The sequence below is a fragment of the Rhizobium sp. WSM1274 genome, from assembly GCF_025200775.1.
GTDB classification, from domain to species: domain Bacteria; phylum Pseudomonadota; class Alphaproteobacteria; order Rhizobiales; family Rhizobiaceae; genus Rhizobium; species Rhizobium leguminosarum_I.
The window spans coordinates 2,565,060-2,590,875 of sequence record NZ_CP104138.1 but is presented as its reverse complement, the minus strand read 5'-3'; the positions used below and the strand labels follow the sequence as shown (position 1 = coordinate 2,590,875).

General features: G+C 61.5%; 22 protein-coding genes and 1 pseudogene. 7 read left to right on the top strand and 16 right to left on the bottom strand.

Annotated features, from left to right (window positions below):
- Both N2600_RS13050 and N2600_RS13045 read right to left on the bottom strand, forming a co-directional pair.
- Positions 1-801, bottom strand: coding sequence for an ABC transporter permease (locus N2600_RS13050; protein WP_260296441.1), 801 nt, complete (start codon positions 799-801; stop codon positions 1-3).
- Positions 798-1,817, bottom strand: coding sequence for an ABC transporter ATP-binding protein (locus N2600_RS13045; RefSeq protein ID WP_260296440.1), 1,020 nt, complete (start codon positions 1,815-1,817; stop codon positions 798-800). Before N2600_RS13045 ends, N2600_RS13050 begins: the two co-directional genes overlap by 4 nt.
- A 157-nt stretch (positions 1,818-1,974) precedes the next feature.
- Between N2600_RS13045 and N2600_RS13040 the strand changes: the two genes are divergently transcribed.
- Entirely contained in the window at positions 1,975-2,517 is a 543-nt protein-coding gene (locus N2600_RS13040; RefSeq protein ID WP_260298835.1) for an NADPH-dependent FMN reductase, read from the top strand.
- A gap of 15 nt (positions 2,518-2,532) precedes the next feature.
- On the opposite strand, the gene N2600_RS13035 is transcribed toward N2600_RS13040, so the two are convergent.
- Complete coding sequence (locus N2600_RS13035; protein WP_260296439.1) at positions 2,533-2,679, bottom strand: hypothetical protein; 147 nt, start codon at positions 2,677-2,679, stop codon at positions 2,533-2,535.
- A 139-nt stretch (positions 2,680-2,818) separates the two neighbouring features.
- Between N2600_RS13035 and N2600_RS13030 the strand changes: the two genes are divergently transcribed.
- From N2600_RS13030 to N2600_RS13020, 3 genes are all read left to right on the top strand, one after another.
- Positions 2,819-3,490 carry a response regulator transcription factor gene (locus tag N2600_RS13030; protein WP_260296438.1) on the top strand — a complete coding sequence of 224 codons (672 nt, stop codon included), beginning with the start codon at positions 2,819-2,821 and terminating at the stop codon, positions 3,488-3,490.
- A complete protein-coding gene (locus N2600_RS13025; RefSeq protein ID WP_260296437.1) occupies positions 3,490-4,842 on the top strand; it encodes a sensor histidine kinase in 1,353 nt (450 codons plus the stop codon). Before N2600_RS13030 ends, N2600_RS13025 begins: the two co-directional genes overlap by 1 nt.
- 81 nt (positions 4,843-4,923) lie before the next feature.
- The gene (locus N2600_RS13020) at positions 4,924-5,856 is read left to right on the top strand and encodes a DUF3313 domain-containing protein (RefSeq protein WP_245483786.1); all 933 of its coding nucleotides are present in this window, start codon (positions 4,924-4,926) and stop codon (positions 5,854-5,856) included.
- A 117-nt stretch (positions 5,857-5,973) separates the two neighbouring features.
- On the opposite strand, the pseudogene N2600_RS13015 reads toward N2600_RS13020, so the two are convergent.
- A pseudogene (locus N2600_RS13015) lies at positions 5,974-6,559 on the bottom strand (GNAT family N-acetyltransferase).
- Between the two features lie 178 nt (positions 6,560-6,737).
- Positions 6,738-7,232, bottom strand: coding sequence for a BA14K family protein (locus N2600_RS13010; protein ID WP_260296436.1), 495 nt, complete (start codon positions 7,230-7,232; stop codon positions 6,738-6,740).
- Between the two features lie 182 nt (positions 7,233-7,414).
- Between N2600_RS13010 and N2600_RS13005 the strand changes: the two genes are divergently transcribed.
- On the top strand, positions 7,415-8,299 hold the full coding sequence (locus N2600_RS13005; RefSeq protein ID WP_260296435.1) for a hypothetical protein: 885 nt from the start codon (positions 7,415-7,417) through the stop codon (positions 8,297-8,299).
- A gap of 312 nt (positions 8,300-8,611) precedes the next feature.
- On the opposite strand, the gene N2600_RS13000 is transcribed toward N2600_RS13005, so the two are convergent.
- The 3 genes from N2600_RS13000 to N2600_RS12990 all read right to left on the bottom strand — a co-directional run bounded on the left by N2600_RS13000 (position 8,612) and on the right by N2600_RS12990 (position 10,174).
- Positions 8,612-8,821: a hypothetical protein gene (locus N2600_RS13000; protein WP_222384277.1), complete on the bottom strand. Its 210-nt coding sequence runs from the start codon at positions 8,819-8,821 to the stop codon at positions 8,612-8,614.
- A 192-nt stretch (positions 8,822-9,013) separates the two neighbouring features.
- Positions 9,014-9,250, bottom strand: coding sequence for a hypothetical protein (locus N2600_RS12995; RefSeq protein ID WP_260111049.1), 237 nt, complete (start codon positions 9,248-9,250; stop codon positions 9,014-9,016).
- A gap of 87 nt (positions 9,251-9,337) precedes the next feature.
- The gene (locus N2600_RS12990; RefSeq protein ID WP_170276557.1) at positions 9,338-10,174 is read right to left on the bottom strand and encodes an alpha/beta fold hydrolase; all 837 of its coding nucleotides are present in this window, start codon (positions 10,172-10,174) and stop codon (positions 9,338-9,340) included.
- Between the two features lie 579 nt (positions 10,175-10,753).
- On the opposite strand from N2600_RS12990, the gene N2600_RS12985 reads away from it, so the two are divergent.
- Positions 10,754-11,710 carry a S1C family serine protease gene (locus N2600_RS12985; protein ID WP_260296434.1) on the top strand — a complete coding sequence of 319 codons (957 nt, stop codon included), beginning with the start codon at positions 10,754-10,756 and terminating at the stop codon, positions 11,708-11,710.
- A 37-nt stretch (positions 11,711-11,747) separates the two neighbouring features.
- Here N2600_RS12985 and dusA read toward each other — a convergent pair whose 3' ends face one another.
- The 8 genes from dusA to N2600_RS12945 all read right to left on the bottom strand — a co-directional run bounded on the left by dusA (position 11,748) and on the right by N2600_RS12945 (position 25,104).
- Positions 11,748-12,749: a tRNA dihydrouridine(20/20a) synthase DusA gene (dusA, locus tag N2600_RS12980; RefSeq protein ID WP_017964779.1), complete on the bottom strand. Its 1,002-nt coding sequence runs from the start codon at positions 12,747-12,749 to the stop codon at positions 11,748-11,750.
- 204 nt (positions 12,750-12,953) lie between these two features.
- A complete protein-coding gene (locus tag N2600_RS12975; protein WP_003540801.1) occupies positions 12,954-13,166 on the bottom strand; it encodes a cold-shock protein in 213 nt (70 codons plus the stop codon).
- A gap of 638 nt (positions 13,167-13,804) precedes the next feature.
- Positions 13,805-14,272, bottom strand: coding sequence for a YbjP/YqhG family protein (locus N2600_RS12970; protein ID WP_260296433.1), 468 nt, complete (start codon positions 14,270-14,272; stop codon positions 13,805-13,807).
- Between the two features lie 445 nt (positions 14,273-14,717).
- On the bottom strand, positions 14,718-17,507 hold the full coding sequence (locus N2600_RS12965; protein ID WP_260296432.1) for a metal-binding protein: 2,790 nt from the start codon (positions 17,505-17,507) through the stop codon (positions 14,718-14,720).
- A gap of 379 nt (positions 17,508-17,886) precedes the next feature.
- Entirely contained in the window at positions 17,887-18,273 is a 387-nt protein-coding gene (locus tag N2600_RS12960; protein WP_260296431.1) for a GNAT family N-acetyltransferase, read from the bottom strand.
- 199 nt (positions 18,274-18,472) lie between these two features.
- Positions 18,473-21,511 (bottom strand): excinuclease ABC subunit UvrB, encoded by a 3,039-nt coding sequence (uvrB, locus tag N2600_RS12955; RefSeq protein ID WP_260296430.1) that lies wholly within the window; start codon positions 21,509-21,511, stop codon positions 18,473-18,475.
- Positions 21,512-21,676: 165 nt separating this feature from the next.
- A complete protein-coding gene (locus tag N2600_RS12950; RefSeq protein ID WP_017963437.1) occupies positions 21,677-22,984 on the bottom strand; it encodes an IS4 family transposase in 1,308 nt (435 codons plus the stop codon).
- Positions 22,985-23,313: 329 nt separating this feature from the next.
- The gene (locus N2600_RS12945) at positions 23,314-25,104 is read right to left on the bottom strand and encodes a glycoside hydrolase family 15 protein (protein WP_260296429.1); all 1,791 of its coding nucleotides are present in this window, start codon (positions 25,102-25,104) and stop codon (positions 23,314-23,316) included.
- A gap of 229 nt (positions 25,105-25,333) precedes the next feature.
- Here N2600_RS12945 and N2600_RS12940 point away from each other — a divergent pair, with 229 nt between their 5' ends.
- The gene (locus tag N2600_RS12940) at positions 25,334-25,675 is read left to right on the top strand and encodes a hypothetical protein (RefSeq protein WP_260296428.1); all 342 of its coding nucleotides are present in this window, start codon (positions 25,334-25,336) and stop codon (positions 25,673-25,675) included.
- Positions 25,676-25,816 lie beyond the last annotated feature (141 nt).

The window sequence follows — 25,816 nt, the reverse complement described above, 5'->3', positions numbered from 1 at the left end:
TTACCCCCCCTGCACGGTGATGCGGGTGGAGGCGCGGCGCCACAGCCAGAGGACGCCGACGAGGAATAACGCGGCCCAGGCAAGGCCCAGGCCGAGATGGAGCCAGACCTCGGCCGTGGAAAGCCTGCCGAGATAGACGGCATTGGGGTAATAGACCACCCAGGCGAAGGGCAGGTGGCGGGCAATCGTGGCGACAGGTTCGGGGAAGAACCAGAAGGGCACCAGCAGGCCGGAGAACAATTGCAGCAGAGCGCCCAGGATCCAGTCCAGCGAGAAGCTGGTCATCAGCCAGAATGCGATGAGGCCGAAGAGCGCCGACATCAGGAACAGCAACGTAAAGGACAGCGCCCAGAAGGCGCCGAACATCAGGCCATCGAACAGGCTCGCCGGCGGCAGCATGCCGTAAAACAACGCGGTGAAGGCGACGGTCGGAATGACCTGGGTCATCAGGCGATAACCGAAGCTGCCGCATTCGTTGGCGAAGAGATAGAGCGGATAGGACAAGGGCTTGAGCAGCCAGACCGCGATATCGCCTGTCTTGAGTGACTGGCCGATCTCGCCGATGATCCTTTCGGGGCGGGTCGCGCCCATCACGGCGCCGCCGAGCAGGGCATAGGTCACCATCTGCTGCAAGGAAACGCCTTCGACCACGATGCCGCCGATGCCGGCATAGGCCGCCTGCCATATGGCAACACGCGCGAAGACCTGTACGAGTTTGCCGAAGATATTGGCCCATACTTCGTTGCGGTAGGCGAGCTGCGAATGGAAGGAACTGCGCGCGAAGGCGAAATAGGCGCTCATGATGCCCGGGCCTTGGCATTGCTATGCTGGTCGGCGTTGCGGCGCTGGTAGAAGGTGCGGATGACCTCTTCGATGTCGGGCTCGTGCAGCGCCACGTCCTTAAGGTCGCGCCCGCTGCCGACCTCCGACAGGACTGCCACCAGCGAGATGTCTTCACGTTCGATGAGATAGTTCTTGCGCAGGCCCTCGTCGCTGACGAGAGCCGCGGTGCGCAATGGCAGCGGTCCCGGGTCACTGGCAAATTCGAGTGTCAGCCGCCGGGCCGAGCCCAATGCCGTGCGCAGGCTCTTCAATTCGCCGTCGAAGATGAGCCTGCTATGGTCGACCATGATCAGCCGCGGGCAGATGGTCTCGATGTCCTGCAGGTCGTGGGTGGTGAGTATGATGGTGACGCCGCGTTCGCGGTTGATCTCGGCGAGAAAACGCCGCACGGCATCCTTGGCGACGACATCAAGCCCGATGGTCGGTTCGTCGAGAAAGAGGATCTTGGGATCGTGCAGCAGTGACATCACGATCTCGGCGCGCATGCGCTGACCGAGGCTGAGCTGGCGCACGGCGCGGTCGAGAAAGGGCGTCAAGTCAAGCAACTCGCTGAAGCGCCGGAGATTATCCGCATAGCGGGCGATGGGGATATCATAGATGCGCTGGTGAAGAGTGAAACTGTCAACCAGCGGCAGGTCCCACCATAGCTGGCTGCGCTGGCCGAAAACGACGCCGATCTCGCGCGCATTGTCCATGCGCTTCAGGTGCGGCGTCCGGCCGAGCACCGAGAGCGTGCCGGCGCTCGGCACCAGGATGCCGGTCATCATCTTGAACATCGTCGATTTGCCGGCGCCATTGGGGCCGAGATAGCCGACGGCTTCGCCCGCCGCGATGTCGAAACCAATGTCGGAAACGGCCAGAACTTCCGTATATTCGTTGGTCACCAGTGTCTTTAGCGCGCCCAGCAGGCCCGGAAATCTCTTGTGCTGCCGGAAGCGCTTGCTGACGCCCCGCGCCTCGATCAAAGCCGTCATATGTATTTCCCCGGGGATGATTCCAGCCGATTCGGCAGCAGCACCCAGGCTAACGCGGGGTTCGGCCAGTTCAAGCAAAAGTCGCTTTTTTGGCGTTACTCAATCGAACCTAGCCTTTTGCGTTGACAGCCATGAGCAATCGATTCCTGGTAGGATCATGAGGATTCTCGCAATATCTGGCAGCGCCCGGCTCAATTCCACCAACACGGCTATGCTGCGGGCGATCCGTGCCGTTGCGCCAAGTGAGATCGAGATTTCGATCTTCGACGGCGTCGGACGGTTGCCGGTATTCTCGCCTGACCTAGAAGGAGAATCTCTGCCGGAGGCGGTGCGGGATTTCATCGATGCGATCGCCAAGAGCGACGGGGTGATCATTGCCAGCCCGGAATATGTCCGATCCATCCCCGGCGGCCTCAAGAATGCGATCGACTGGCTCGTATCCGGAGATGAGATCGTCCATAAGCCGATTGCCCTGCTGCACGCATCGCATCGCGGTGATGACATGCTGGCAGGTCTTCGCACCATCCTTGCGACCGTCACCGACCGGTTTGCGTGCGATATTTTCCTCAGGCTTCCTCTCATGAAACTGGAGCCGGCCGAGGTGTTCAAGGTCGTCGGAGCAGCGGAGAACCGTTCCAGGGTGCAGGCCTATCTTCAGGCGTTCTCGGCCTATTGCATGGCAGACAGCAAGACCGCCTGAGGTCCGCTCGCTGCATCATCGAACCTCCATCAGCAGGCCGTTCTCGAATGCCGTCTTTTCGTGAAGCGTGTGGAGAATGACGAGCGGAGCTGCGAGCAGTACGGCGAGGATGAAGGCAGAGAGGAAGTGTCTCGTCAGGAAACGGAGGATAGGTCGGATCATCTTGATCTCCAGCTGCCGCGAATATTCTTCGTGCTGGACCTCAACAATTGCGGCAGCATGACCGGCTGCCTTGCAAGCTCCGCAATGCTGCCGCAACCCTTGTGGCGGATAGAGAGGAGAGCGAGACAATGGGCGGGCGATGCGGATACTGTTGATAGAGGATGAGAGGGAGCTGGCCGAGGCGCTCTCGGTCGCACTCGGCAAACATGGGATCGTCACCGACCACACGGTGCATCTGGCCGACGCCGTCGAGTTGACGCGGCAGAACCTCTACGATGCGATCCTGCTCGACCGGCGCCTGCCCGACGGAGAGGGGCTGAGCTTCATTCCCGAGCTCAGGCGGACGGGGAAGGATACGCCGATCATCGTGATGACGGCGCTGAACGAACCGAAGGAGCGGATCGAGGGCCTCGACCTCGGGGCCGACGACTATCTCGGAAAGCCGTTCCTGGTTGAGGAATTAATGGCGCGGCTCAGGGCCGTGCTGCGGCGATCGCCTGAACTGGCCGAACTCAAGATCACCACCGGGCGGATGGTAATCGACCCGCTGCATCTCAGCGTCACCGTCGATGCCGTGCCGCTCGATCTGCCCCGGCGCGAACTTCTGGTGCTCGCAGCCCTTGCCAGGCGCAAAGAGAAGACCGTGCTGCGCTCGACGCTGGAGGCGGCGGTTTATAACTACGAAGAGGAAATCCAGTCGAATGCGCTCGACGCGCATATTTCGCGGCTGCGCAAGCGGCTGATCGATGCCTGCGCCGGCGTCGCGATCCACAATATCCGCGGCGTCGGTTATCTCATGAAGGAGGAGTGATGCGCGAGGCGACCAAGTCGAACCCTTCACTCTGGTGGACACTCAGCTGGCAGCTCAGTATCGTTTTCGTGGCTGTTGTTGCGACGGTGATCATCGGGCTTTGCATTTACGCAACCAGCGTCCTCTCTCCCAATGAAGGAATGCAGGTTCAGCTGACTGCAGCCCTCGAAGAAGCTCTTACGCGTGACTCACAGGGCAGGATCGCCATCGCTGATAGCCCGCGTCTCAGGTCTTTGAAGGCTGAGAACAACAGGCTCTGGTTTTTAGTCGCAACACCCGATGGACAAACGGCCTCCTACGGCGCAATACCGGCGCCCTATGTGGACCTAGCCCGGTACGTCTACCTCATCAAGGACGCCGACATACGAGGGGCGTCTGGTACGACCGAGGTTGCCTCCATCGACCGTGTCGACACGGCAGAAGGCGAGTACAGAGTGATGTACGGCGGAAACGCCAGCAGAAGCTCCGCATTTCTGGCAATACTCGGCAAAACCTACCTCATTTACACACCACTTTTGGCCATCGCTTTGCCCGGGGTTTTTCTAACGATCCCCCGTGTCGTAGCGCGCGCTTTGGCCGGCGTGAAGGATATAGCGAGCAAGGCATCGGAAATCGAACCCCGCCGGCAAGGAGCCCGATTGCCGGTGGATGGCATTCCCACGGAAATCGCACCATTGGTGATTGCTTTTAACGGAACGCTTGAGCGGCTTGAGAACGAGTTTAAGAAACGCCAGCGTTTCCTGATCGATGCGGCGCATGAGCTGCGGACGCCGATCGCTATCATGCAGACGCGCATCGACGGCATGCCCGATGGGCGCGAGCGGCAGCGGCTGCTTGACGACGTGGCGCGGCTGGCCGAGGCAGCCGAACAATTGCTCGATTTCGAGCGGAACCACCAGGCGGCCGATCTCGACGAAACGGTCGATCTCGTCGAGATCGGCCGGACGGTGGTCGCCGACCTTGCGCCGCTGGCCATCGCCGGCGGCTACCAGATATGCTTTCAAAGCGAGACGGAGAGCATTGAACGCCGCGGCAGCCCTTCCGCCCTGCCGCGGGCGGTCAGCAACTTGGTGCGCAACGCCATCGATCACGGCGGCAATAGGGGCATGATCACGGTCTCGGTATCGCGTCTGGCCTCCGCCGGCAGCAGGGTCAGCGTCGCCGACGAGGGACCGGGCATTGCGGCCGAACATCGCGAGCTGGTGTTCGAGCCCTTCTATCGCGTTACCCCAAGAAGCAGGGGCGCCGGTCTCGGCCTCAGCCTCGTCAAGCAGGTCGCCGTAAATCATGGCGGTGAGGTTAGCATCGAGAGCAGTGCTGCCGGGACGCGGGTGACGATCGAACTCGCATAAAGGTCGGGCCTGCTTGAGCAATATCCGCCCCCAGAGCCTTTCCTGGTTCTGATCAGGAAAGGCTCTGGGAAGCGATCTGTAATGTTGCGGCAATTGTCGACCGCCACTTTCGCCGGAGTTCATCGGCGACGGAGGCCAGACAGCGTGCGCAGCAATCCATTCCTATTTTCCTTTCCCGTGGCGTCGAGAAGCTTGTCCCTCGCTCTGCCGGTGGCGCTCGCCATGGCCGCGGCCGGTTGCAGCTCGGTGCCGCTGAAGGAAGCCGGCACGCTTTCTTCCTATGGTAATCTCGGAGCGCCGAAGGGCAAGCTGTCGAAATCGCGCGTCTATGTCGACGGGACGCGCCTTAGTCCGGCAAAGACGGTGAGCATCGTGCCGACGACCTTCGCCTTCAGCGCCGCGACCCGCGTCAAATCCGACGCCGACCGTGTAATGGTGGCGAACGCGCTGGACCGGGCGCTCTGCATCTCGCTCAGCGACAAATATCAGCTGGTCTCTGCCGGCCAGCCGGCGGATCTGACAATCCGCTCGGTCGTCACCGACATTGTACCGACCAACAAGGCGATGGCTGGTGTTTCGACCGTCGTGACCGTTGGCACCGGTTTCGTGCTGCCGGTCGGCGTGCCGCGGCTGCCGGCCGGCCTCGGCGGATTGGCGGTCGAGGCGGAAGCCGTCGATAGCGGTGGCGTGCAGCGGGCGGCGATCGTCTGGTCGCGCGGGGCAAACTCGCTGCAGAACAACCCCCGCGTTTCCGAAGTCGGCGACGCCTATAGCCTGGCTTCGAAATTCAGCAGCGAGTTTTCCAGCATGCTGATCAAAGGCAAGGAGCCGAAGGGACTGGATATCTCGCTGCCCTCAGGGCAGCGGATGAAATCCTGGCTCGGCGGAAAACCGAAATACGCCGCCTGCGACGCCTTCGGCCGGCCGCCCGGACTGATGGGGGCGGTAGCCGCCAAATACGGCGCGCCGCCGCAATGGACCGAGAAGAAGCCGAAACCAGCCGCGACCTACTAAACAGACGATCTATGGCGGCAGGCGACCGCCGCCGCGACCGGCACTCAGCCGCCTCGCCTAGGCTACCGCGACGGACGGAGCAAAGGCGGGCAAGGCTTGTGCTCCGTCCGTTTCATGTCAGCCGGCGGCTCTGGGCTTCAGCCAGAAATACAGTTTGATCTGATCGGGCCTGTCGGAGGGATGCGGGCCGCGCATGAACAATTCGCCGCCATTGCGCTCGATCACGCGCCGCGAGGCGTCATTGTGCTCGTTGCAGAGGATGACCAGTCGGTCGAGGCCTTCCTTTGCCGCAACGGTTAGCAGAAGGCTCAGGGCGGCCGTCGCGCGGCCATTGCGTTGTTTCCACGGCACGAGGGAATAGCCCACACGGCCCGGCACCTCGGGCGGCAGCTCTTCGGTGCTAGCTTGAAAGCGCAGGCTGATGCTGCCGCAGAATTCGCCGTCCCAGATCCAGAACAGACGGGTGGTGAGAGGCGGCGATCCGGATCCGGCGCGCCATTGCCATCAGGAATGAGATCGTCGAGAAACCTCGATCTGTCCTGGCGCAGCCGCTGAAGCTCACCGTGAACATAGGCTTCATCGCCGGCGCGGCGCGGATCGGGAGGCCAGCCGGCGGCGAGCGCCGCTTCGAAGCCTGACAGGTTTCCAGATCAGGGGGAAGCAGGACGATGCGGGTGCCGGGCTTTGCCGTCTCTGCAGATATCGATCACCCGCGCTCTGTCAGGCGGCGGGGCGACTCGGCAGGTTCGATCCGCGCGGCTGGAGCCGGAAGACAAGCACGGCTGAGGGCCGTTGGAAAGCAGACGAGGTTGTTTTGGGACACATCGGCATCAAAAAGCCCCGCATCTTCATGCGAGGCTTGTTCCGATGGATGGGCCGGACTACTGGCACTGGCGGCGCGGGCCGTAATTCGGCTGGTAGGTATTGTCATAGGCGCGGTATGACCGGTAGCGGCTATAGCAATAGTCGGCGTGCGAACTATAGGCATTCGTGCGCGGCTGGGAAGCGATGATGCCGCCGATGAGCGCGCCGGCCGCCAAACCGCCGATGATTGCGCCGGTGTTGTCGTGGTCGTGATACCGGTGGTTATAGCGCCGATCCCAGCCATAGCGGTCGTCGCGGTAGTAGTCCCGGTCGCGATAGTAGTCCCGGTCGCGATAGTGGTGGCGGTTGCGATACCAAATGCGATTATGGCCGAACTGACCCGGGCAGTTGGTGAAGTTATTGCAGCCAACGGTCATGATGCGAGCGTCGGCGCTTTGAGGCGCCAGCTGCGCCGATTGCACCGGGCTCGGCACGAACGCCGGGCCTGCCGAGGCCGGCATTCCGGAGAAGGCCGTCGCTATCGACAGGGCAATGATGGCGATTCTGTTCATTTCACTCACCTTGGGTAAACGGATCTATCAAGGGGATAACGCAGGGGAAGGGGAATGGTTCATTTTGAGAAATTCAGCAACAAGTTCAAATTGAAAGTAGATAGTCAATTAGATCTTTATGGATGGGCCTGCATCAATGACCGAGATGTAACAGCACTCCTGTGCATGTCGTAAGGATTAGCATGCGGCTCTCCAGAATTCTCGGTGTTCTCTGTCTCTCGATGAGCTTGGCGATTGCGCCTCTCAACATCATCTTCACCGATTTGTATCCTGCTTTCGCCAAGGGCGGCAACGGCGGCGGCAATGGTGGTGGCAACGGTGGTGGCGGCGGTGGCCACGGCGGCGGAAACAGCGGCGGAGGTCATGGAGGCGGCAGCAGCAATAGCGGCGGGGGAAAGGGCGGCGCCAGTTCGAGGGGGAAGACAGAAAGCGGCCGGACCGGAAGCACGGGCAAGGCCGCCAAGACGAAATCGGCTAAGCAGACCGTCAGTACGAAGGGCACGTCCAAAAAGACGACCATCGCCAAAGCGCCTGCGACAAAACCTGCAAAGAAGCCAGCAGCAGAGCTCGCCGGTCTCAATTCGCTGAAGCGCAACTTCCACGCTCTCATGAAAACGGCCGATCCTCGGATGGCCGCGATTGCCGCCTTCAGCACGGCGTACGCTCAATATGAACTCACCAACGGAGTGGCGCCACCGGCCGACGATCCGCTATTGGGCGATGCCGCCCTGACTGCGGCGCTGGCCGCCGCAACCAAAACAGGCACGGTCACGCCGGCGGCTTTGGGCTGGGCACAGGAGACGCTCGGTGTCGGAACAGCTGTCGGGACGATCGACCAGATGAGAGACGCCTTGGCGGCGGCCGCCCCGACACCGGAAACCCCGGCAGCAGAGACCGAGACAGCGATCGGCGAGACGGCCGACGAGAGCGCGACGACAGACCCGGTCGCGACTGAGGAGACCTCTGAGACTGGAATGGAAGGCACAGCGGACACCACTGAAGCCGCCCAGAGTGTTGACGAAACCGAGACCTCTGCCACAAGCACCGAGACGACAACGAACCCGTAATCCTCTTTGAGGAACCTTCGGGATTTGCCGAATTCATTGCCCCTCCGACGACGGGGCAATGCTGTTTGTCGTTGGCGACATGCACTGTGTCAGCACTGCAGCCGTGCAACTGCCCGCGGGCTTCAGACCCCGGCTTCGTTGCCGGCCGTTGCGTATGTATGTCGGCCCGCTCGAACTCACCGCCTACGCCGACAGCCTGCTGGCCTCACCGGACGGCGCTGGTGCGGGCTGTCAACAGGTCCATGGCTAAGGCACTGGCGAGCGAACGGGATTGGTGAAAGTTCTTTTGAACCTGAAGGCGCTCTATCAGGCTCACCTTCCGCCGGCCAGCAACCGAAGCTGGCTTTCGTCATGCACACCCTGGCGGTAAAGCTCGATGATGAGGGCACCAAGACGGTCGGCCTCCTTGCCTGTTCTGTCGATCTTTAGCCCGCTACAGAGGGCTTCGTGGACACGCCTGCACACGTGCAGATCTTCGGAGGCGAGCGGTTCGTCACGTGTGCTAAACAGCTTGTCTGACATCGCAATCCCTTTTTTGGATGCCGTGAATCGCTTTCGTGGAAAAAAGATAATTTCGCGATCTTTGCTCTGCAAGATGGGCGAAGGTCCGAAATTCAAAAACAATTTTGGCCGCCGGGAAGATACGGGCGCGGGCGGCGGCACGAGATGAGTCCGATCAAGGCGTCGGCCGGACGGATGGTGCGAGCGTGAGATCTACTTGGTTGCGGGGCCCTGGCCGCTTTGTTGCGCCAGGCGCAGCTCTTTCAGCCGCTTCGTTTTTTCGCGGCGGGCCCGCTGCTCCGCCTCGATGGTTTCCTTGGCGGCTCGCTCGGTGTTTTCGAAACGATCCTGTCGGTAAGCCTTTGATGAGGGTTCACGTTCTCTTTTCATGGCCGCTAAACGCAAATCGGCGAAAACGGTTTCATGGGAAAATGCGTCACTGGCTGTCAATCGATCGACATAGCCGGCGTGCCTACGTCTGGAGTCACAGCCATAATAGCAACCGGGCGCCTCGTCGGCGCCCGGCAACATTGCGGATCAGCCTTTGATGAAGGCGAGGATGTCGGGATTTATGATGTCGGCATGGGTGGTGCACATGCCGTGCGGGAATTTCTCGTAGACCTTCAGCGTGGCGTTCTGCAGGAGCTTGGACGAGAGCAGGGCGGAGTCGGCGATCGGCACGATCTGGTCGTCATCGCCGTGCATGACGAAAGTCGGCACGGTGATGCTCTTCAGGTCTTCGGTGAAGTCGGTTTCCGAAAAGGCCTTGATGCCGTCGTAATGCGCCTTGGCGCCGCCGATCATGCCCTGGCGCCACCAATTGTTGATGACCGGTTCCAGGACCTTCGCACCCGGCCGGTTGAAGCTGTAGAACGGGCCGGCCGGCAGGTCGTGATAGAACTGTGCGCGATTGTCGGCGAGCTGCTTGCGCAGCCCATCGAAGACTTCGATCGGCAGTCCGCCGGGATTGGCTTCCGTCTTCACCATGATCGGCGGCACGGCGCCGATGATGACGAGTTTGGCGACACGGCCCTGCGGCTGGCCATGGCGGGCGACATAATGGGTCGCTTCGCCACCGCCGGTGGAGTGGCCGACATGGACGGTGTTCCTGAGATCGAGATGCTCGACGACGGCTGCGGCATCGGCGGCGTAATGGTCCATATCATGACCGTCGCCCACCTGGGTCGAGCGGCCGTGGCCGCGCCGGTCATGGGCGACGACCCGGTAGCCCTTCTCAAGGAAGAACAGCATCTGGGTATCCCAGTCGTCGGAGCATAACGGCCAGCCGTGATGGAACATGATCGGCTGGGCGGTCTTCGGCCCCCAATCCTTGTAGAAGATCTCGACGCCGTCCTTGGTGGTAACCGTGCTCATCTTTTGGCTCCGTTGGTGGGGTTGGTTGGATTAATGCGCTCAGAAGTTTGCGCTGTTGCCTGCAGAATTGACAAAACCGCGAGCGCCGCTGGGCCGGGGGCTAGGGGCGAGAAGGTCGCGTCTGATCAACCCGAATATGTTGATGTGCTTATCGAATGCCTCTTTCTATTCTATTGATATGACAAACGTTTGTATGTTTCCACGAGGATGGGTGTGAACCCGCCCATTTCGCATGGCTGCTTTGCGCTGCAAACATTCTTTTGATCCACAGTATCTTGGCTGTTGGCCGTCTCAGGCTAGTTCGTCAGGGGCGTAGCGAAGGGACTGATTTAACGGCGAACGTCTGTAATGAGCCATTTTTTTGATATTCGTTCAATATATCCGTCCGGCTAGTTCAATATATCTGTCCGGGGTAGGTGGGCTCCCGTTCTACCGTGCATGCAGCTGCCGGCGCTCACTTGAACGCGGTTCATCGCCCAACCATCTAATCCTCATACAACAGCGCCATGGCGGAGCGTCGCAACCGCGACGGCTTTGCCGGCGGCGGGACGGCCGTTATTGCCGCCTGAGGATCAAATAATGGGTTACATGGATAAGGACATAGCGCCTCAGAACGACGGGGCGCTGATCGATGCCTATTCGCAATCGATCGCAGCAGCAATCGACATCGTCGGGCCGGCGGTCAGCCGTATCGAGAGGGCGGCCGGCCGGCAGGGGCACGGGTCGGGTTTCGCCGTCTCGCCTGACGGCCTGATCATCACCAACAACCATGTCGTCGATGACGCCAAGGTCGTTCGCATCACCACGCCCGATGGCTTCGTTACCGAGGGCCGCGTGCTCGGCCGGGATGTGGATACCGACATCGCCCTCATTCGCGCCAATACAAGCACCGGCGCCTGGGCGAAGCTCGGAGATTCCCAGCGCCTGCGCAGGGGCCATATCGCGATCGCGATCGGAAACCCGCTCGGCTTCGAGTGGACGGTTACCGCCGGCATCGTCTCGGCGCTCGGCCGGTCGATGCGGGCGGCCAGCGGCCGGCTGATGGAGGACGTGATCCAGACCGATGCGGCGCTCAATCCCGGCAACTCGGGCGGGCCGCTGGTGTCTTCGGGCGGGGAGGTCATCGGCGTCAACACTGCCGTCATCCAGGGCGCGCAGAGCATCGCCTTTGCCGTGGCATCGAACACGGCCAATTTCGTGGTTTCGGAGATTCTCCGCTATGGCCAGGTCAGACGTGCCTTCATCGGCATAGCAGGCGATACGATCGTGCTGCCGCGCCGGGTGGCCCTTGCGGCGGGCACGGTACAAACGACCTCCGTTCGCATCCGCCGCGTCGAGCCGGACGGGCCGGCGGCAAAGGGCGGCCTGCAGGAGGGCGATTATATCCTCGCCATCGACGGCAGCCCGGTCGGCGGCGTCGACGATATCGTGCGATTGATGGATGGCAGCAGGATCGGCAGGGATACGGAGATCCTGGTGTTTTCGGTGGCGGGCCGCATCGAGAAGAAGATCTTGCTGCCGATGGCGCGGTCCTGACGCCGCACTTCGGCGCCATGACGTGACGTCACCTACGTCAGGCGCTGACCGCCTCCTGCTCCGTTCCCGAAAAATCCACCGCCGCAAAGGCTGCCGCCAGCACCTCCGGCCCGGCGCCGGTTTTTGCCGCATCGGTCGACAGGATCTGACGGTAGCGTCTTGCGCCGGGCAGGCCGGTGAAGAGGCCGACCATGTGGCGGGCCACGTGCTGCAGCCGGCCGCCGCTGGCGATGTGGCGTTCGGCATAGGCCATCATCCGGTTACAGAGCCCTTCCCAATCCGGTTCGGCCGCAGGCGCACCAAAGAAGCGCTGGTCGATGTCGGCAAGGATCGCGGCATTCTGATAGGCGGCGCGGCCGAGCATGACGCCATCGACATGGGCGAGGTGGCTTGCCGCCTCGTCGAGCGTGCGGATACCGCCATTGATGCCGATGAAGACATCGGGCCAGCGCTGTTTCATCCGATAGACGATCTCGTAGTCGAGCGGCGGGATCTCGCGGTTCTCCTTGGGACTCAGGCCCCTCAGCCAGGCCTTGCGGGCATGGATCCAGATCGCGTCGGCGCCGGCATCGAGAACGCGGGTGATCAGCTCGGGCAGCGCCTGTTCCGGTTCCTGCTCGTCGACGCCGATCCGGCATTTCACCGTCACCGGCACGGTCGCAACCCTCTTCATCGCAGCGATGCATTCGGCCACCGTTTCCGGCGTCAGCATCAGGCAGGCGCCGAAGGTGCCGGACTGCACGCGGTCGGAGGGGCAGCCGACATTGAGGTTGATCTCGTCATAGAAGTAGGGTTCGGCGATCTTCACCGCCTCGGCAAGCTTTGCCGGGTCCGATCCGCCGAGCTGCAGCGCCAGCGGATGCTCGGCGGCGTCATGACCGAGCAGCCGGTCGCGCGGGCCGTGGATGATTGCATCGGCTACCACCATCTCGGTATAGAGCAGCGCCTCGCGGCTGATCTGGCGGTGGAAATAGCGGCAATGCCGATCCGTCCAGTCGATCATCGGGGCGACCGCAATAATCGGCCTCTTCTGCGTCATCGACGTTCCATAGTTCCTTGTTCCCGGGCGCCGCACTGCGGTGCCCTCTGCCGCAGCGCGGCGCGGTCACCGCCGTATGGGGCGGGCATCCATAAATCGCGCATATAACACTTGCCGGTGCGATCGACAAATGATCGCAGCGCCACAAACAGAAACGGCGCCCCTTGCGGAGCGCCGTTCATGCCGCGTGAGCGGAAGTCTGACTTACGAAGCCGAGATGTTGACAGCCTTCGGGCCCTTGCCCATGCGATCCGGCTCGGTGTCGAAGGTAACCTGCTGGCCTTCGCGCAGCGACTGGATGCCAGAAGCCTGCAGCGCAGAGATATGGACGAAAACGTCCTTTGCGCCGCCGTCCGGCGTGATGAAACCAAAACCCTTGTCCTGGTTGAAGAATTTTACGGTGCCCTTGGTGGCCATTGGGATCGTCCTTTTCCCTTAGTCTGTGTAGTATCCGCGCCCCCGAGAGGAAGCGGACGGCTTTAGCTTTCGCCCCGATCGATGGGGACGAAGGGTCAGTCGGAGAAGTCACGTACGGGGAAAGAACGTCTACGTAGGCGGGTAGTCCCGCGCCGCCTTCCAAACGGAAGGGATTACCACATCAGTCCAGTCACCGGCATGCAAATGCCCGAGTAAGTCAATTCGTGCCAGCATTTCGGGCAAAAAGCAAGCGGGATTATTGTGGCATGCCCGCATCGATGTCGGGAAATGCCGAAGATTCAGATACTTGACTATGGGTTACCAGATCCTTGCACGGCTGTGCCATAGCGGGATTCCGTGCCGAAACGGGATGGCGGGCGGATTCGATAGCCGGACAGGGATTTCGTGGCAACGAAAGAAGCTATTCGGCGCTGTGGCGTTCCCCCTTCTCCCCGACGGGGAGAAGGTGGCCCGAAGGGTCGGATGAGGGGGCCGCGCGGCACGCCCTTCATTGCCCTTCGCTTGCGCTCAGCGCATTCGCTCCTGTTGCTACTCACCCCCTCACCCGCCTGCCGGCACCTTCTAGCCGCTGGGGAGAAGGGATTGGTCGTGGGCGCGTAACTCCCTCATCTGCCCACCTACTGCGCATCCCCCAGCAACCCGCTCAGGCTCCATGGATTATCACCTTTCTGGTTGGCGATGTCATCGACCTTCCAGCCGCCGTGTTCGCGCACCAAGGTATAGAAGAGCGTCACCTCTTCGCCGTTTTCGAACTCCACCTCCACCTCGGCATTGTCATCCAGCAGGATCGGTTGGCCGATCCTGACGTCGCTGGCCGCGCCATCCTGACCGGCGATGACGGGGTCGAAGTCGATCGCGCCGACATCGCCCTCCGGCGTGTTGTCGAGATCGGTCTGAAGGAGCTCGTTCAGGTGGTCGGAGAAGAAGGTCGAATAGGGCGAGGGTGCCTCGGCGTCGCTGTTGTCGGTGTCGTAGCTGTAGAGCGCCTTGAGCAGCGCCTTCGGCGTCTTGTAGGTCGCCGCCGATGCGGGCAAGGCTGCGACCGCCGAGACGGCGAGGGCGAGGATGAATGTGGGCAGGCGCATGCGAACTCTCCTCCGATGAGCGAGGAATCATAGCGGAATCGGGGGGCGAGGTGGAGCGGCATTTTTGGCGGTGGTTACCAGGGATTGGCGCGGCCATCGCTGTTGATGAAAGGCCCCGCGCTTGTTGGGGTTTGGGCGCGTACGCCAGCCTACCCACCTCGCCAATTCCTGTGCTCGTCATAACCAGTGCGCCCAGGTCTCTGGGCGCAGGAGAGTTTCTATCTTGCCACAGAGTCATTCACGGCGCGGACGCGCCGTGGCTGGATTCTTGTGACAGGCACAGGAATGGGGGAGGAAAGGTGGACCGATCTACCCTCGGCAACGTATCCATAGACGATCAGAACGCCAATCAACTTTGTATAGGGGGCTTGCATAACCGCAAGCCCCACCTCTGTGTTTAAGTCCATCACGATGCAACTCTCCATCGCATGCAATCCGGTCGCGGCTAAATCAACGCCTCATGCGGCAAGCTCGAAACCAACGGCTCGAAGACGTCCTTCACAGCCAGCGTGAAATCGTGGCTGGTGACGTTTCCGGCCGCGTCATAAGCTTCGGCGGTGAAGGTCAGGCTATGGGTGCTTTCGAAATCGATCGCCGCCTTCGTCTGGATCTTGTTGCCGACGAGCTTGAAGATGCCGTCGGCATCGTCCGTCAGCCGCCATTTCACCGTGTCACCTTCCGGATCGACGGCGGAGAGAAGGCCGACCGAGGTGCCGATCGCGATATTCTCGGAGACCGAGCTGCGCGAGAAGGCGAGATTAACAGGCGCCTTGTTGACCGGCGTCTCGTTGACGTCGAGGACGTTGATCGTGATGTCCTTTTCGACCGTGACCTTGCCGTCGGAAACAGCGACCTTGATCGTGTGCGACTTGTCCGTCTCGTAGTCCAGCGCCTTCGAGGTGACGATGCGATTGCCGTTGAGCCGGAAGTGGTCGTCCGCCCCGTTGATCAGCGTATAGGTCAGCGTGTCGCCGTCGGCGTCCTTGGCGCTGAGCAGGCCGACCGTGGTCCAGATCGGGGTACTTTCCAACAGGGAGGTTTTCGAAAGCTGGATATCGGTGGGCGCGCTGTTGCTGCCGTCGGACGTGAACTTTCCCTTGGCAAAATCGTAGACGCCGTCGGCAAAACGGGCGAATTCAACATCGGTCAGCGTGTCCTTGCCCTCCAGAGCGCTCGTCAGGATGTGGCTGCCATTGTTCAACGCGAAGGAGTATTGGGCGAAATTGCCGGAGAAGACCGCCGTATCGATGCCTGCACCGCCAAGGAGCACGTCGTTGCCGGCGCCGCCTTCGAACCTGTCATTGCCGTCGGTGCCGTAGAAGTAATCGTCGCCGCCGCCGGTCTTGACGTCGATGCCGAAGGCGGTGCCGAAGATATCGACGTGGCGGTTTGCCAGCTCGTCGGAGAGATCGGCATGGGCGCTGTCCGTCAATGTCAGCGCCAGGACATCATTCTCGTAGCCCGGCTTGTCGTATTTGACGATCTTGTCGAAGCTTTCGAACTGGACGGCCGAAGCGAGAACCTCGGCTCCTGCCGTTTCGAGTATTTCGACGTTCTTGATCGTGAAACCGGCAAGCCCGATGGATTCCTGCCCAGGGCCTAAAGTAGGTTTGATGACCTGCAGCGTGTCCGTGCCGGCGCCGCCATCGATTACTCCGGAAAGCGCGGAAGAGTGTGACTGCAAGTTGATGGCATCATTGCCATCGCCGGCATCAATATCGAAGGCCTCAGGGGCGGTGGACATATTATCGCCATCGGTGATTTTATCGTCGCCCGCGCCGCCTTTGATGACGTCATTTCCGACGCCGCCGAAGATCTGATCGTTGCCATCCCCGCCGGTCAATTTGTCGTTGCCGGCATTGCCGTTGATCGTGTCGTTGCCGCCGCTGCCATCGAAAATATCGTTGCCGTCGGTTCCCGTAAATATGTCGTCACCGCCGCCAGTCTTGACGTCAATACCGGAGACCGTGCCAAATATACTAGCCCGACTGTTTCCAAGCTCGTCGGAAAGATCGACATGGACCTTGTCCGTCAATCTCAAGATGGCGATGGAGGAGCCGAAAGCGTCCTTCGTTCCCGAGATTTTGTCAAAGCTTTCTAACTGCGCGGATGAACCGGTAAAGCCATACTCATTCGTTTCAAGAATTTCGAAATTCTTGATCGTCAGCTGGGCAAACCTGGACACTCGCAGTGTATCAATCCCGGCACCGCCGTCGATCGTCCCGGAAAGCGCCTGAGACGGTGTCTGGAGGGTTACGACATCGTTCCCGTCGCCCGCATCAATGTCGAAGACTTCCGGCGAAGAGCTGGAAAGCTGGCCATCGACGATCGTGTCGTCGCCCTTGCCGCCGATCAACCGGTCATTGCCACCATTGCCATTGATATAATCGTTGCCGTCGCCGGCGTCTAAGATGTCTCTGCCCGCAGTCCCGGTGAGAAGGTCGCGAGCGCTCCCGGTCGTGACGTCGATGCCGGAAACGTTAGGGCCGCCAAAGATGTAGTTTAGCTTGCCTGCCAACTCGTCGGAAAGATCGACATGGGCGCCGTCAGTCAAGACCAGCTGGACGGAAGAATCGGAGCCGGTACCGATGATTTTATCGAAGGATTCGAATTGTGCCGTCGATGCGGTCACGCTGGATGTCGCAGGCTGGAGAATCTCGACGTTCTTGATCGTCAGGCCTGTCAGATCATTGGCTTGCAGCGTGTCGGTGCCGGCCCCGCCGTCTATCGTTCCCGATATCTTGGCGAAAGGGCCGGTGAACAAAATCACTTTGTCGTTGCCATCGCCGGCATCGATATTGAAGGTTTCAGCGACATCGGAAAAATAATCTCCGTCGCTAATCGTGTCATTACCCGCGCCGCCCTTGATGACGTCATTGCCGACGCCGCCGTAAATCTCGTCATTGCCGTCGCCGCCATTCAGCGTGTCATTGCCAGCTTCACCATTGAGCAAGTCGTCGCCGCCGCCGCCGCTTAGCGTGTCTGCGCCACCGCCGCTCACTATGGTATCTTTGCCGGCGCCCGTTGTGATCGTGTTGTCGCCGCTCGAGCCCCTGACGCTCGCGGATACCGAGCCCAACTCGTCGGCGAGGTCTGCCACGCTGGAATCTGAGACGGTGAGGTCGACGGCGGAGAGAGGATTAGCGGCGGAGTAGCGGATAACGTCGTAAGCTTCGAACTCAGCGCCGGTCTTGGTAACTGTGGCGCCGTTCGTGTCCAGAATATTCAAGGCCATATATATCTTTCCCCAAAAGATGCATTGTACTCGGCAATATGAGACATCCCCCGAAAGAACTGTTTTATTGCTCGGCGGACGACAACCCCTCGGGGATCTATGCCAATCCCCGATTAAGTTTTCAATGCAAAATTGTGTCTTTTCATTGCTAATTAATGAAAAACTAAGGATGAAATACTGGGAAGCGAATTTTAATTAGAGAACTCAAGATGATACTTTGGTCTCCTAAATAGTATTACCTTTCATTTTTGAGTGAGATGCTCTCGGGAAAATTGTGTTTTCAGTGGGTTCTTCGGCGGTGCCGCGCCGCGTGACCATCCCCGTCGCTATCGTAGGTTGGTGCTGGCTTCGACTTGTCCGGCTTTCCGCGCGGGAGGTGTCACTCGAGTTTGATGAGGCCTGCTTCCGTGGGTCTGAAGCCGCAGGCGCGGTAGAGGCCGGTAAGATGCGGCTCGAAATCGACATGCAGCCATTCGGCGCCGCGCTCGCGAGCGAGGTTCGTCGCCTGGCGGACCATGCGCGTCGCGATGCCTTGCCTTCGCATGTCGGGACGGACCGATGTATCGAGGATGAAGGCATGGATGCCGCCATCCCAGGCGACGTTGACGAAGCCGACGAGCCGGTCGTCCTGATAGGCGCCGATATGAGCGAGGCTGCGGGGCAGAATGGCGGTGAAATCGCGGCTGTGCGGGCTGCCCCAGGCGGCGGAAAAAAGGGCGTTCAGTTCGGCGGCGGAGGGGAAGGGGTCAATGCGAATTTCTGGCATTGGAAATTCCATTCTGTGAGGCGCAGCAAGCCAGAGAGGTTGATCCAAAAATCGCCCATAGTGTCTCGAAAGCGATTGCCTAGACACGCGCCCATGGTGTTAGCATCCGAGATTCGCCAACCGCGCCGATTGGGAAGCAGCCGCTGACCCAGTGACACAAATCACTTTAAGCCAGCCCGCTTGGTTGGGCGGTTTGTCGTTACCGCCCCGGCCGCCCAGTCTTCCCCTTCGTCCTGCTCTTGCGCTTCTGCTCGCCCGGATCCTCATAACTCCCTACGCCCGTTTTCCCACGCACAATCGGCCGCACGTCATCGCGCTCCGGCTGGCTTTCAAGCAGCGGTGAAAACCGCTTCGTGCCCTTGGCGGCTTCGGGCTTTTCCGGCAGCGCGCCGGTGACCGGCTTTTCCGTTCGGCCGACGGTCATTTCGTCGAGGTCGTTTTTGCGGAAGAGGGTCTTCTTGGCGGGTTCGGCAATGTCGCGGCCCATGTCGTCGAGATGGGGTCTGTGGAAGAGGGGGGTGGCGGTGTCGGTGCCTGGGCCCATGTCGTCGATGGAGGATTTGGCGAAGTAGGAGGGTGTAGCCCCCTCATCCGCCCTTTGGGCACCTTCTCCCCGCGGGGGAGAAGGGGACTTGCCGCGGGCTTTTCCTTCCATCGCCTTCGACTCCTCGCGTGCCATGGGATCGTCCATAACCGCCAGCTCGGCAGCCTTGAGGCGTTTGATTTCGTCGCGGAGGCGGGCGGCTTTTTCGAAGTCGAGGTCGGCGGCGGCGTCGCGCATGCTCTTTTCGAGCGCGTTGAGATGAGTCTGCAGGTTGTTGCCGACGAGGTTGCCGCCATCGGCGAAGCCCTTGCCCGAAACGCCCGAGATATCGGCGCGGACGTGGTCGCGCTCATAGACGGAGTCGAGGATGTCGGAGATCCTGGCCTTGACCGATTCCGGCGTGATGCCGTGTTCCTGGTTATAGATCATCTGCTTTTCGCGGCGACGGCCGGTCTCCTCCATCGCCCGCTTCATCGAGCCGGTGACCTGGTCGGCATAGAGGATGACCTTGCCGTCGACGTTGCGGGCGGCGCGGCCGATCGTCTGGATCAGCGAGGTTTCCGAGCGCAGGAAGCCTTCCTTGTCGGCGTCGAGGATGGCGACGAAGCCGCATTCGGGAATGTCCAGGCCCTCGCGCAAGAGGTTGATGCCGACGAGCACGTCGAAGGCGCCGAGGCGGAGATCGCGGAGGATCTCGATACGCTCCAGCGTGTCGATGTCGGAGTGCATGTAGCGGACGCGCACGCCCTGCTCATGCAGATATTCGGTCAGGTCCTCGGCCATGCGCTTGGTCAGCACGGTGCAGAGGGTGCGGTAGCCCTTGGCCGATGTCTCGCGGATCTCGCCGAGCACGTCGTCGACCTGGCTGCGGGCCGAGCGGACCTCGACCGGCGGGTCGATCAGGCCGGTCGGGCGGATCACCTGTTCGGCGAAGACGCCGCCTGATTGTTCCATCTCCCAGGCGCCGGGGGTGGCCGAAACGGCGATGGTATCGGGGCGCATGGCGTCCCATTCCTCGAAGCGCAGCGGCCGGTTGTCCATGCAAGAGGGCAGGCGGAAGCCGTATTCGGCCAGTGTCGCCTTGCGCCTGAAGTCGCCCCGGTACATGCCGCCGATCTGCGGCACGGTGACATGGCTCTCGTCGATGAAGACGAGGGCGTTGTCGGGGATATATTCGAACAGCGTCGGGGGCGGATCGCCGGGGTCGCGGCCGGTGAGATAACGCGAATAGTTCTCGATGCCCTGGCAGGAGCCGGTGGCTTCGAGCATTTCGATATCGTAGCGGGTGCGCTGCTCCAGGCGCTGGGCTTCCAGCAGGCGGCCGGCTTTTTCCAGCTCGGCAAGGCGAAGCCTGAGCTCCTCCTTGATCGACTTGATGGCGCCGTTCAGCGTCGGGCGCGGGGTGACATAGTGCGAATTGGCGTAGATCTTCACCGATTTCAGGTCGCCGACCTTCTGGCCGGTGAGCGGGTCGAATTCGGTGATGGCGTCGATCTCGTCGCCGAACATCGAGATGCGCCAGGCGGCATCCTCCAAGTGGGCGGGGAAGAGCTCGATCGTGTCGCCGCGCACCCGGAAGGAGCCGCGGGTGAAATCCATGTCGCGGCGCTTGTATTGCTGGGCGACGAGGTCGGCCAGCAGCTGGCGCTGGTCGAGCCGGTCGCCGACCGACATCTGGAAGGTCATCGCCGTATAGGTCTCGACCGAGCCGATACCATAGATGCAGGAGACCGAGGCGACGATGATGCAGTCGTCGCGTTCGAGCAGTGAGCGCGTCGCCGAGTGGCGCATGCGGTCGATCTGCTCGTTGATCGAGGATTCCTTCTCGATATAGGTGTCGGAGCGCGGCACATAGGCTTCCGGCTGGTAATAATCGTAGTAGGAAACGAAATATTCCACCGCATTGTCGGGGAAGAAATTCTTGAATTCGGAATAGAGCTGGGCGGCCAGCGTCTTGTTCGGCGCCAGGATGACGGCCGGGCGCTGCGTCGCCTCGATCACCTTGGCCATGGTGAAGGTCTTGCCGGAGCCGGTGACGCCGAGCAGCACCTGGCTGCGGTCGCCATTCTCCAGCCCCTCGACGAGGTCGCGGATGGCGGTGGGCTGGTCGCCGGCCGGCTCGTAGTCCGACTGCATGCGGATGGCGATACCGCCTTCGGACTTGTCGGGGCGGGCAGGGCGGTGAGGCGTCCAGATCTTGCCGTTCTTGTGCAGCGGATTGCCGCTCTCGATCAGCGCCGACAGCGCCTCGACCGTGGCGGTGACGGCGGTGCCGGCCTGCAGCGACGAGGCCTCCTCCAGCGTCGTATCCATACCGGAGACGGGATTGAGGCCGGCGGCCGCGCGCGTCTTCGGGTCGGTCGAGCCGCCCATGGAGGTGCCGCGCGCACTCTTTGAAGCGCTCACGCTGTCGGCGCTTTGCGCCTTCGCTCCGCGAGGGCCTCGCAACGGCTCGGACGCCCGTTCGGGCTTGCGGCCTTCGGCCGATTTGGCGGCAATTTCGACCTTCTTGCGATGTTTGCCGGCCTTGGAGGCGATCTGGCGCTGTGTCTCGACGCCCGAGGCTTCGGCATCGGCCTCCAGCTGCTTCACCCAATCGGCAACCGAGCCTGAGAGTGGGGCTCCCTCAAAAGACGATTGGGGAGCTTCCTCGAAGCCATTCGGGGCGGGGGATTTCTTCGGAGATCTGGCCATGGCGGGAATATGGAGGGAGTCAGGGCGAAAGTGAAGAGGGAAAGAGTACAAAAGGGAAACGAATGAATCGTTCGGATTTTTGAATAGTGGGGTGGTGGCTCAACGTGCGATATCAAAGAGCCCGCCCCACAATACCAAAGACCCCGCCCCAACCCCTCCCCACAACTAGGGCATATACATATCTCGCAAAGCCCATCCATCGGCGACGGCTCGAAAGTATTTGAGGCCGTTGAAGAAGGTGATTGGGCCCGGCGGCTTGGCCGAGGCGTAGCCGTTCCAGCCGCCGAGCTTGGCGATGATCCAGGCGGCCCAAGCCAGCGAGGCCTTAGAGTGGGGATTGGACTGCAGCTTGGTTGTGCCCTTGAAACGGCTTTCGAGGGCGGCGAGGGTATCGATCTCGGCTGCCGTGAAGGTCAGGCTTGCCGGCTGGTGATCGCCGCCGCTGCGGGCTTGGACGAGCTGGAGGACGATTGCTGCGGCCTTGGCGGCGATGGCGACGAGCTTTTCCAGCCGTGCCGCCAGATGCAACTGGCTGTCCTCGATCTTGAAGCCTTGGTTCTTCATCACCCGAAAGAACTGCTCGATCATCCAGCGCTGCTTGTACCAGGCGACGATCTGCCAGGCATCGGCCGGGCTGCTGAGCCAATGGGTGGTCAGGAGCAGCCAGTGCAAGGGCTCGACACCGTCGGGGGCGGCCGGTTCAACGATCTCGACCCAGCTCAGCCTGACGCCATCGGGCAGGCCGGCCTCGCGCAGGTTTTGCGGCCGCCGGATCGTCGCTTCGCCGAAGCGCAGGCACACCGTCGCCTGCCGCGCCGGACGGTCGGCGCGCTCGCGCAGATCAATCGTCTGAGTATCGCAAAACGCCACCGTTTCGACCGCGCGGCGCAGTTTGGAACCGTCGATGAGCGCATGGTCATGCATGACGCGCGACAAAAGATCGAAGCGCCGATCGGGCAGGCGCGCCCACATGATGAAGAAGTCACCCTCCCGGTCGGCGATCGCCGTGACCCGGGCCGCACGCGAAAGCACCAGTTTGGCCGCCTCTGCCGTCTCCACCCAGCGCCGCGATTCCTTTTCGTTCAACGGCCGCTCGGCATGCGGCGTAAGCTCTTCGCTACCCCGCGTCCAGACCCGGCCGCCCACCAGGCCAAGGCAGCTGCCGGTGTCGGCATCGAGCGCCAGCATCGGATGCAGCAAAAGGCCAAAGCAATTGCCTTTTTTGATCTTGCCCAATTCCCGCCGGCTGTCCGGCGTCGTCGCAAACTTGATCTCGCTGGTGTCCTGCAGCGCCAGCACGTGGCGACCCTCAACCGCAGACCGGGTCTCCTGGCTCCAGCCGGCAATGATCTCTTCCACGCTCACCGCACTGTTGTTGAGAAAACGCCCGAACCGGATCTCCTGCGAATGGTTGCCCTCGGCCAACTGGCGAAGGCAAACCGTCTCGCGCAGCACAATGCGACGGAGCAGCACCGCCCCCCTTTATCGAGACGACGATCTCCAAACCGGCCCAACGAAAAATCATGCCCTACATCCATCGGCGACGCTCCCAAATCAAAACGTCGCCAAAACAATCATACGGCCCGCAGTAAAGGAATCCGACCCCCGCAAACCGAGTCAATCCGTCGCACCGACTTATGTATATGCCCTAGCTCCCCACAAGGGGGAGGGGCTTAATTTGCGGCACCCGCTTTTCCAATTCCTCAACGTTTCGGAAGAGGCAAGGCGGTGTCGCCGGATTAGCCCCTCCCACCTGTGGGGAGGGGTTGGGGAGGGGTCTTTCTTCAGCGGTTCTACACTCATCAAGCTGAACGCTGGTCCTCCGGCCCCTCCAGGGGCGCGAGGTTCAACGCACTGTTGATCAACCCGACATGGCTGAAGGCCTGCGGGAAGTTGCCGAGCATGCGACGGGCGGCGGGATCATATTCTTCCGCCAAAAGCCCGACATCGTTGCAGATATGAAGCAGCCGCTCGAACAGGCGCAGCGCATCGTCGCGGCGGCCGATCATGCCGAGGGCGTCGACGAGCCAGAAGCTGCAGGCGAGGAACGCGCCTTCGCCTGGCGGCAGGCCGTCGTCCACCTCCTGCGTCTCATAGCGCAGCAGCAGGCCATCGCGCAGCAGCTTGCGCTCTATCGCCTCGACTGTCGCGACATAGCGCGGATCATCAGGCGCGATGAAGCCGACCATGCCCAGATGAAGCAGGCTGGCATCAAGCGCCTTGGAGCCGTAGGCCTGCACGAAACAGCCGAGTTCGGGATTGAAAGCCTTCTCGCAAACCTCGGCATGGATGTGATCTGCGAGCGTGCGCCAACGTGCGGCGGCCTCGGGCTCGCCGTCCACCTCGGCAATCTGGACGGCGCGGTCGAAGGCCACCCAGGCCATGACCTTCGAATAGGTGAAATGCTGGCGCTGGCCGCGCACCTCCCAGATGCCTTCATCGGGTTCCACCCAGATTTTTTCGAGAAAGGGCAGAATGGCCGCCGCCAGTTCGCGTTCGCGGTGATGCGGCGGAAGCCCGCCCTTGCGGGCCTGCAGCATGGCGTCGGCCACCTCGCCATAGACATCAAGCTGCATCTGTTCGGCAGCGGCATTGCCGATGCGTACAGGTGCCGAGCCCTCGTAGCCACTCAGCCAGGAAACCTGCCATTCCAGCAGATTGCGCTCGCCGGCGACGCCATACATGATCTGCATCTGCGCCGGGACGCCGGCGACCGCGCGCAGCAACCAGTTGCGCCAGGCACTGGCTTCCTCGTAATAGCCGATTTTCATCAGGGCGAGCAGGGTCAGCGTCGCGTCGCGCAGCCAGCAATAGCGGTAGTCCCAGTTGCGCGGCCCGCCGATCTTTTCCGGCAGGGAGGTCGTCGCCGCGGCGACGATGCCGCCCGTCGGCATGTAGGTCAGTGCCTTGAGCGTGATGAGCGAGCGTTTGACCTGTTCCGTCCACCGGCCCACTTTCGGGCAGGCAGCGGCAAAGGATTGCCAGAATTCCTCTGTGTCCGGCAGCGCATATTCCACCTGCCGCCGAACCGGCTGCGGAATATGCGAGGGGGACCAGGTCAGGGTGAAGATCTGGCTCTCGCCAGCGGCAACCTGGAAGGAGCCGACCGTGCTCAGGCCGCGGCCTTCGAGCGGGACGGCGCAGTTCAGGGTTAGCCTGTCCGGGCCGGCAATGGCGGTGATGCCGCCATCCTCACCGTGCGTGACCCAGGGAACGGTTCGGCCGTAATCGAAGCGAAGGTTGAGTTCCATATCGAAGGCGACAGTGCCGCTCTTGCCCTCGACGATGCGCATCAGATCGCTCGTGCTATCGCGAAGCGGCATGAAGTCGATGAGAACGGCGGTGCCGGTCTCGGTCTGAAACTCGGTTTCGAGAATGAGCGTATCGTTGCGGTAGCGGCGCGTGAGACGGACATTTACACCTGGCGGTGACAGCGACCAGAAGCCGTTATCCTCGCCGCCGAGCAGGGCGGCAAAACAAGCGGGGGAATCGAAGCGCGGAAAACAGAGCCAGTCGATCGAGCCGTTCTTCGAGACGAGTGCGGCGGTTTCGCAATCGCCGATGAGCGCGTAGTCCTCAATGGGTACCGACACCGGAGCCTCCTTTGCATAGCATTCGGGCTTTTAGGTAGAGGCCGTGCGCGGAGATCAAGCGCGGAAACTAACGGGCGGTCGGCGTGCGGCTATCATGCAAACTCCGGATCAGCAATGCCAATCCGAAACGGGAAGTGTCCCGATAAAAAAAGTCTGTGGTTGAAGGCTCTGCCGGCTCCCGCATTGCGGGCGCCGATGTTACAGCTGCTGCGGGAATTGGGGACCATTCATGAACAAGACAATCATCGCATTCGCGGCCGCCGCGGCAGTGGCCGGCTGCGCCAAACGTCCTGACGCCATCGTCCAGGTCGATATTCCGATGGCGGCCTATACGAACCTCAGTTGCGAGGCGCTCGCAGTGGAACAGAAAAAAGAGAAGGTCAAGCTCGACGACCTGTCCAAGCAGCAGATCAGCGCAGCGAACGGTGATGCTTTCGGTGTCTTCCTCGTCGGCGTCCCCATCGGCAGCGTCGCCGGGGGAGACAAGGAAGGCGAAATTGCCGCGTCCAAAGGTAAGGTTTCGGCCATGCAATCCGCTGGACTGAGCAAGGGCTGCAAGCTGCCCGGCTGACGGCCGGGCGGCAACCATCGAAATCGGCCCGGCCAAAAGTGGGCATTGGCCGGGGCGATCCCGCTTTCAATATCCATTCGCCACCCGTTGTTTCTTCGCCCGAAAGCTCGACGGCCTTCGTGAAATGCCGCGCGGCGATCG